This is a genomic window from Streptomyces sp. NPDC000229 (genome assembly GCF_040300825.1).
Lineage (GTDB): Bacteria > Actinomycetota > Actinomycetes > Streptomycetales > Streptomycetaceae > Streptomyces.
In genome coordinates, this window is the sequence record NZ_JBEPEL010000078.1 from 24,778 (window position 1) to 31,100 (window position 6,323).

The following is a 6,323-nucleotide window of genomic DNA, read 5'->3' on the forward strand; positions in this document are numbered from 1 at the left end:
AGTCTATTCCACTCAATATGGTCCGGGAACACCCGTCGCCGGTAGGTTCGCGTGCATGGCCATCGACCCCCGCAACCCCGGCGACTCGTATCTCGGCTTCTGGCGCGAGTACCACATGAGCACCCTGACCACGCCCCGGCCGGACGGCACCCCGCACGTCGTGGCGGTGGGCGTGACGTACGACCCCGAGGGCGGCGAGAAGGGCATCGCCCGGGTGATCACCAACAAGCACAGCCGCAAGGTCGCCAACGTCCTGGCGGCGGGCCCCGGGGGCGCGCGGGTGGCGGTGTGCCAGGTCGACAAGGGGCGCTGGGCGACGCTGGAGGGCGTCGCGACGATCCGTACGGAGCCGGAGGCGGTGGCGGACGCGGTGGAGCGTTACGCGGCCCGGTACGGCCGTACACCGACGCCGAACCCGGACCGGGTCGTCATCGAGATCGCCCTCACGCGGGCGATGGGGCGCGCGTAGCGCCCGGAGGCGTATCCGCACAGCACAGCGGCGCCATCGTGTTCAGGTCCACGATGGCGCCGCTGTGTGGGGGAAGCACCTGGGCGATTTACAACGACGGGGGAATCGCTCAGGCGCTGCGGGGGGTGGCGGTGGTGGTCTCCGGCTCGACCAGCTGGTGGTCACGCTGGTCGAGGTTGACGAAAATCATGCCGTACCGGATGGCGCATCGGACGGGCTGCGGAGCTCCGCGGGGCCGTCGAAGGCATCGGTAGGCTCGGATGTCCTCGTCTTCTCCGCGCGTGATGACGATCGGCTCCCCGAAGAGGGTGACCATCAACGAATCGCCACTGTGCGGCACAGCCGTGACGAGGTCGATGAAATGCCACCCGGAACGGTAAGCGGATGCCATCTCGCGCCGGAAGCGCGAGTCGTCGGGAACGTTCATGCGCCGACGACGGTCCAGCTCGGGTCGTACGCCGCGAGGTCCGCCCGTGGCGGTGCGGCGGTCCAGCCGGGGTCCAGCGCGGCCGTACCCGACCTGACGGGTGCGGTGGTCCACGAGGGGTCGTTCGCGGTCAGGCCCGACGTGGCGGGCGCGGCGGTCCAGCCGGGGTCCTGCGTCATGGTTCCGGTGCCGGGAGCCGCCTGCGAGTCCTGACCCTCGGCCGCCCCCAGAACCCCTACCGCGCCGGCAGCGATGAACGCACTGGCCACCACTGCGCGTATGAGTCTCTTCGTCATCACCGAGCAACCTCACTTGAAGGCAACGTCTCTTTCCAACCCCCGCGGCTACGACGATTGCTCACTCTCCACGCTTCCACCACCTACGGCAGGCATCATGTTCCTGAGATGCAGGAGCCTGGGGGTGTACAGATGAGCGTAAAACCAGACAAGCCTGGCCACCCCCATTCCCACGCGGAGCTCTGCGAGGCGGGTTCCGAGCTCTACGCCAACGCCTTGCGCAGCGGACGAATACCCCGGTCAGAGGCGGATGAGGTGCCCTGTCTCCTCGACCTCGCGCTGCTGCACCCCGACCCGGACGACGCCCAGTGGCTCCGCCCCGTCCCGCCCTCCTCCGCGCTGGCCCAACTGCTCCAGCCCATCGAGCGCGAGATCCTGGAGCGTAGACGTCTTACGGTCGAACTGTCCGACGCGTTCGAGCCATTCATGGCGATCAGCGCCCAGAACGCCCCCACCACGCACGCCATCACCGTGCTGGAGGGACTGAGCCGGATCAACGCGACGCTGGACCGCGTGGTCGCCGGCTGCGAGAAGGAGCTGCTGACCGTCCAGCCCGGCGGCGGACGCCCCGCCCACGGCCTGAGCGAGGCACTGCGCCGCGTACGGCCGCTGCTCGGCCGGGGCATCCGGATGCGCACGCTCTACCAGCACACGGCCCGCCACACCGAACTGACGCTGACGTACCTGGAACACGTGGGCCCCGAGGTGCAGGTGCGCACCCTGGAGCAGATCATCGACCGGCTGATCATCGTCGACCGCGAAGTGGCCTTCGTACCGGCGCGCAGCGACCGCCAAGTCGCCCTGGAGCTGCGCCACCCCGGCCTGGTCGCCTACCTCGCCGGAGTCTTCGACCAGTTCTGGCAGCTGGCCGTGCCGATCAACGAGGAGATCCCGTACGACCTGAAGTCCGACGGCATCAGCGGCGTCCAGCGCTCCATCGCCAAACTCCTCGTGGAAGGCCACGTCGACGAGGCGATCGCCCGCCGCCTCGGCATGAACGTACGGACGTGCCGCGCCCACATCGCCAAGCTCGCGGCCGTCCTCGGCAGCGGGAGCCGTGCCCAACTGGGATATCTCATAGCGCAGTCGGGCATCCTGGAGCAGGATCACTGACCATGCACGACCACTTCCCCGCCACACCGACCGTGCGCCTGCTGTCCGGCGCCGGCACGCTCGACGTCACGGGCCCCGGCCTCCCGCACGTACGGCTGGTCCGCGCCACCGGCACGGAGCCCGACCCGCACATCCCGATCGGCACCCGTGACCCCGCCCTGCTGACGCTCACCGTCGACGGCCGGCCGGCCGGGATCGCACCTGCCAAGGGCCGGCTCTCCCGCCGCTCCTACCGCGTCGACGCCCGCGTCGGCACCGCCCGCTACCGGCTCGTGCCCTGCGGGTACGGCGAGAGCCGGCTGCTGCGCAACGGCCGCCGGCTCGGCGAGCTTCAGTCCACCGGCGACGGCCACGTCACCACCGACTGGGACGAGAACGCCAAGGTGGCGGCCCAGGACGTCGCCGTCGGCACCGCCCTCGCGGCGGCCTTCGGGACGGGCGCCCAGCCCTTGTGGGAGACGACGCTGGACGCGGTGACCGAGCTGATCCCCTAGGGCCTCTCGTTCGGATCTTGCTGGGCTCGTGACGCCTGGACACCGCACCCTGATCCAGCCTGATCCAAACGAAAGACCCCAGGCCGGGTCGTACGGCGCCCAGGGCGTGACCTCGACGGCCCCGGTGTTGCCGAGGTCCAGCGGCCCGTCCGGGGCGACCGTCTGGGCCGCCACGCCGGGGCGGGGGTCACGCGCAGATACGCGCCGCTGGTCGCCACGGCGTCGGTGCGGGTCACCGTGTTGCGCCAGGCCACCGACGCCTCGGCGCGCTCACCGCCACCGCCCCCAGCGCCGTCAGGACCACCAGCACGGCCCCCGTGCCCGCCCCACGTATCCGGTGCCGCCGATTCGTCCGCACGCCGGGATCATCACACGCGCGTACACCCGCCCGTACATACGGAAGAAGGCCCCCTCCGCCGGAACGGAAGGGGCCTCACGGAACGTGTCACTCCCCGCGCTTGGGCGGACGCCACACCACCAGCGCGCTCGCCTGCTGCACGTCCTGGTACGGGACCAGGTCGCGCCGGTACGAGGCGTGCACCTGCGCCTCGCGCTGCCGCATCGCCGCCGCCGCGCCCTCGACCGCCGCCGTGAGCTCGGCGACCCGGGACTGGAGGGCGGCGACCTGGTTCTCCAGCTCGATGATCCGCTTGATGCCCGCCAGGTTGATGCCCTCGTCCTGCGACAACTGCTGCACCTGCCGCAGCAGTTCGATGTCACGCGCCGAGTAGCGCCGGCCCCGCCCGGCCGTACGGTCCGGCGAGACCAGGCCCAGCCGGTCGTACTGGCGCAGCGTCTGCGGGTGCAGTCCGCTGAGCTGGGCCGCCACCGAGATGACGTACACCGGTGTCTCGTCGGTCAGCTCGTACGGATTGCGACGGCGTCCGTCCATTTCAAGCCCCCTTCGCGGCCTGGAACAGCTCGGCCCGCGGGTCCTCACCCGCCGTGGCCTCCCGGTACGTTTCGAGCGCCTCGCGCGCCTTGTCGCTCAGGTCCTTGGGCACGGCCACCTCGACGGTGACGAGCAGGTCCCCGCGCGTGCCGTCCTTGCGGACCGCGCCCTTGCCCCGGGCGCGCATCGTGCGGCCGTTGGGCGTGCCGGCCGGGATCTTCAGCGTGACCGCGGGCCCGCCGAGGGTCGGCACCCTGATCTCGCCGCCGAGCGCCGCCTCGTCGAACGTGACGGGCACCGTGACGGTCAGGTTGTCGCCCTTGCGGCCGAACACCGGGTGGGCGTCGACGTGCACCACCACGTACAGGTCACCGGCCGGGCCGCCCCGCTCGCCGGGCGCGCCCTTGCCGCGCAGCCGGATGCGCTGCCCGTCGGAGACGCCCGCGGGGATGCGGACCTGCATGGTGCGGGACGACTTGGCGCGCCCGCTGCCGTGGCACACGTCGCACGGGTCCTGGGCGATGAGCCCGCGGCCCTTGCAGTCCACGCACGGGTCGGTCAGCGAGAAGGAGCCGCTGCCGCCGCGCGAGACCTGCCCGGTGCCGACACAGGTGGGGCACACACGGGGCGTGCCGTTCTTGTCGCCGGTGCCGGAACAGGCCTTGCAGGGCTGCTGGCTGGACATCCGCAGCGGGACCGTGGCCCCGTCCACCGCCTCGGTGAAGCTGAGCGTCACCTCGGACTCGATGTCCTGGCCCCGGCGCGGCTGTGTGCGGGTGCCCGCGCCGCCCCGGTTGAACAGCCCGCCGAAGACGTCCCCGAGGCCCCCGCCGAAGCCGCCGGCACCGCCGGCTCCGCCCTGGGCGCCGCCGAAGAGGTCACCCAGGTCGAAGTTGAACGTGCCGCCGGCTCCGCCGCCCGGACCGGCGCGGAAGCCACCGTTGCCGAACAGGGCGCGGGCGTCGTCGTACTCCTTGCGCTTCTTGGGGTCGCCGAGGATGTCGTTCGCCTCGGAGATCTCCTTGAAGCGCGCCTCCGCGCTCGCGTCACCCTTGTTGGCGTCCGGGTGGAACTCGCGGGCGAGCTTCCGGTACGCCTTCTTGATCTCGGCCTCGGTGGCGTCCTTGGGGACGCCGAGAACCTTGTAGTAGTCCTTCTCCACGAAGTCCTTCGTGCTCATCGACGTCCCTCCTCCCGATTACCGGTCAATGCGTCAGCCCTCCTCGGGGCCACCGCTCTCCTCGTCGGCCGACTTCTGCTGCTCTTCCTTGGGCTCCTGAGCGCCCTGGGCACCCTGGGCGGCCTGGCCGGCCGGCGCGGCCCCGGGCTGGGGCTCGGCCACCGCGACGCGGGCGGGCCGGATGGTCCGCTCGCCGATGCGGTACCCGGGCTGCAGGATCGCGACGCACGTCGTCTCGGTGACGTCCGGCGCGTACGAGTGCATCAGCGCCTCGTGGATCGTCGGGTCGAAGGGCTCGCCCTCCTTGCCGAACTGCTGCAGGCCCAGCTTGGCGGCGACCGTCTCCAGCGATTCGGCCACCGACTTGAAGCCGCCCACCAGCTCGCCGTGCTCACGGGCGCGGCCGATGTCGTCGAGCACCGGCAGGAGCTCGGTCAGGAGGCTCGCGACGGCGAGCTCCTTGACCGTGACCCGGTCGCGCTCGACCCGGCGGCGGTAGTTCTGGTACTCGGCCTGGAGCCGCTGGAGGTCCGCGGTGCGCTCGCCGAGCGCGGTGCGGGCCTGGTCCAGCTGGGCCGTCAGGCCGGCGATCTGTGCGGTCGCGTCCCCTGCCGGGGCCGCCGGGCCCTCCTCCGCGGGGTTCGCGGAGGGAGTGGCAGCGGCGGCTTCGGCGGCGTCATCGGGCGTGGCGCCGGAGGGGACGTCGGGCTTCTCCTCGAAGCCCGGGGTCTCCTCCGTCATGCGGCCCCCTTCGGCTTCTCGTCGTCGACGATCTCGGCGTCGACGACATCGTCCTCGGCGGCGGCACCCTGGGCCGCACCCGGAGCCTCACCGGCACCGGCGGCTCCGCCCGCGGCCTGGGCGTCCGCGTACATGGCCTGGCCGAGCTTCTGCGAGACGGCCGCGACCTTCTCCGTGGCGGTGCGGATCTCGGCGGTGTCCTCGCCCTTCAGCTTCTCCTTGAGCTCGTTCACCGCCGTCTCGACCTCGGTCTTGACGTCACCCGGAACCTTGTCCTCGTTGTCCTTGAGGAACTTCTCCGTCTGGTAGACGAGCTGCTCGCCCTGGTTGCGGGTCTCGGCGGCCTCGCGGCGCTTGTGGTCCTCCTCCGCGTACCGCTCGGCCTCCTCACGCATCCGGTCGACCTCGTCCTTCGGCAGCGAGGAGCCGCCGGTGACGGTCATCTTCTGCTCCTTGCCCGTGCCGAGGTCCTTCGCGGTCACGTGCATGATGCCGTTGGCGTCGATGTCGAAGGAGACCTCGATCTGCGGGACGCCGCGCGGGGCCGGGGGCAGACCGGTCAGCTCGAACATGCCGAGCTTCTTGTTGTACGCGGCGATCTCGCGCTCGCCCTGGTAGACCTGGATCTGCACCGACGGCTGGTTGTCCTCGGCCGTCGTGAAGATCTCCGAGCGCTTCGTCGGGATCGTGGTGTTGCGCTCGATCAGCTTG

General features: G+C 71.3%; 9 protein-coding genes. 3 read left to right on the top strand and 6 right to left on the bottom strand.

Annotated elements, in window-relative coordinates; translation table 11 throughout:
- Window positions 1–55 precede the first annotated feature (55 nt).
- Window positions 56–469, top strand: a complete 414-nt coding sequence (locus ABT360_RS28460; protein ID WP_351822498.1) for a pyridoxamine 5'-phosphate oxidase family protein — start codon at window positions 56–58, stop codon at window positions 467–469.
- 109 nt (window positions 470–578) lie between these two features.
- Here the strand turns inward: ABT360_RS28460 and ABT360_RS28465 are convergent, their stop codons facing one another.
- On the bottom strand, window positions 579–896 hold the full coding sequence (locus ABT360_RS28465; protein WP_064067217.1) for a hypothetical protein: 318 nt from the start codon (window positions 894–896) through the stop codon (window positions 579–581).
- Window positions 893–1,192, bottom strand: a complete 300-nt coding sequence (locus ABT360_RS28470) for a hypothetical protein (protein WP_351822502.1) — start codon at window positions 1,190–1,192, stop codon at window positions 893–895. Before ABT360_RS28470 ends, ABT360_RS28465 begins: the two co-directional genes overlap by 4 nt.
- Before the next feature lie 132 nt (window positions 1,193–1,324).
- On the opposite strand from ABT360_RS28470, the gene ABT360_RS28475 reads away from it, so the two are divergent.
- Window positions 1,325–2,305, top strand: a complete 981-nt coding sequence (locus ABT360_RS28475; RefSeq protein WP_351822505.1) for a helix-turn-helix transcriptional regulator — start codon at window positions 1,325–1,327, stop codon at window positions 2,303–2,305.
- A 2-nt stretch (window positions 2,306–2,307) separates the two neighbouring features.
- Window positions 2,308–2,799, top strand: coding sequence for a hypothetical protein (locus ABT360_RS28480; RefSeq protein WP_351822507.1), 492 nt, complete (start codon window positions 2,308–2,310; stop codon window positions 2,797–2,799).
- A 445-nt stretch (window positions 2,800–3,244) separates the two neighbouring features.
- On the opposite strand, the gene ABT360_RS28485 is transcribed toward ABT360_RS28480, so the two are convergent.
- The 4 genes from ABT360_RS28485 to ABT360_RS28500 all read right to left on the bottom strand — a co-directional run.
- Window positions 3,245–3,691: a heat shock protein transcriptional repressor HspR gene (locus tag ABT360_RS28485; protein ID WP_351822509.1), complete on the bottom strand. Its 447-nt coding sequence runs from the start codon at window positions 3,689–3,691 to the stop codon at window positions 3,245–3,247.
- Between the two features lies 1 nt (window position 3,692).
- Window positions 3,693–4,871: a molecular chaperone DnaJ gene (dnaJ, locus tag ABT360_RS28490; RefSeq protein ID WP_351822512.1), complete on the bottom strand. Its 1,179-nt coding sequence runs from the start codon at window positions 4,869–4,871 to the stop codon at window positions 3,693–3,695.
- A gap of 33 nt (window positions 4,872–4,904) precedes the next feature.
- On the bottom strand, window positions 4,905–5,612 hold the full coding sequence (grpE, locus tag ABT360_RS28495; protein ID WP_351822514.1) for a nucleotide exchange factor GrpE: 708 nt from the start codon (window positions 5,610–5,612) through the stop codon (window positions 4,905–4,907).
- Window positions 5,609–6,323: Hsp70 family protein (locus ABT360_RS28500; protein WP_351822517.1), on the bottom strand; the 715-nt coding region annotated here is incomplete at its 5' end. The genes ABT360_RS28500 and grpE, both read right to left, overlap by 4 nt.

Bases quoted from the DNA above. Each gene is read 5' to 3' on its own strand.
- ABT360_RS28460 (WP_351822498.1), top strand. From the start codon at position 56: ATGGCCATCGACCCCCGCAACCCCGGCGACTCGTATCTCGGCTTCTGG.
- ABT360_RS28465 (WP_064067217.1), bottom strand. From the start codon at position 896: ATGAACGTTCCCGACGACTCGCGCTTCCGGCGCGAGATGGCATCCGCT.
- ABT360_RS28470 (WP_351822502.1), bottom strand. From the start codon at position 1,192: ATGACGAAGAGACTCATACGCGCAGTGGTGGCCAGTGCGTTCATCGCT.
- ABT360_RS28475 (WP_351822505.1), top strand. From the start codon at position 1,325: ATGAGCGTAAAACCAGACAAGCCTGGCCACCCCCATTCCCACGCGGAG.
- ABT360_RS28480 (WP_351822507.1), top strand. From the start codon at position 2,308: ATGCACGACCACTTCCCCGCCACACCGACCGTGCGCCTGCTGTCCGGC.
- ABT360_RS28485 (WP_351822509.1), bottom strand. From the start codon at position 3,691: ATGGACGGACGCCGTCGCAATCCGTACGAGCTGACCGACGAGACACCG.
- dnaJ (WP_351822512.1), bottom strand. From the start codon at position 4,871: ATGAGCACGAAGGACTTCGTGGAGAAGGACTACTACAAGGTTCTCGGC.
- grpE (WP_351822514.1), bottom strand. From the start codon at position 5,612: ATGACGGAGGAGACCCCGGGCTTCGAGGAGAAGCCCGACGTCCCCTCC.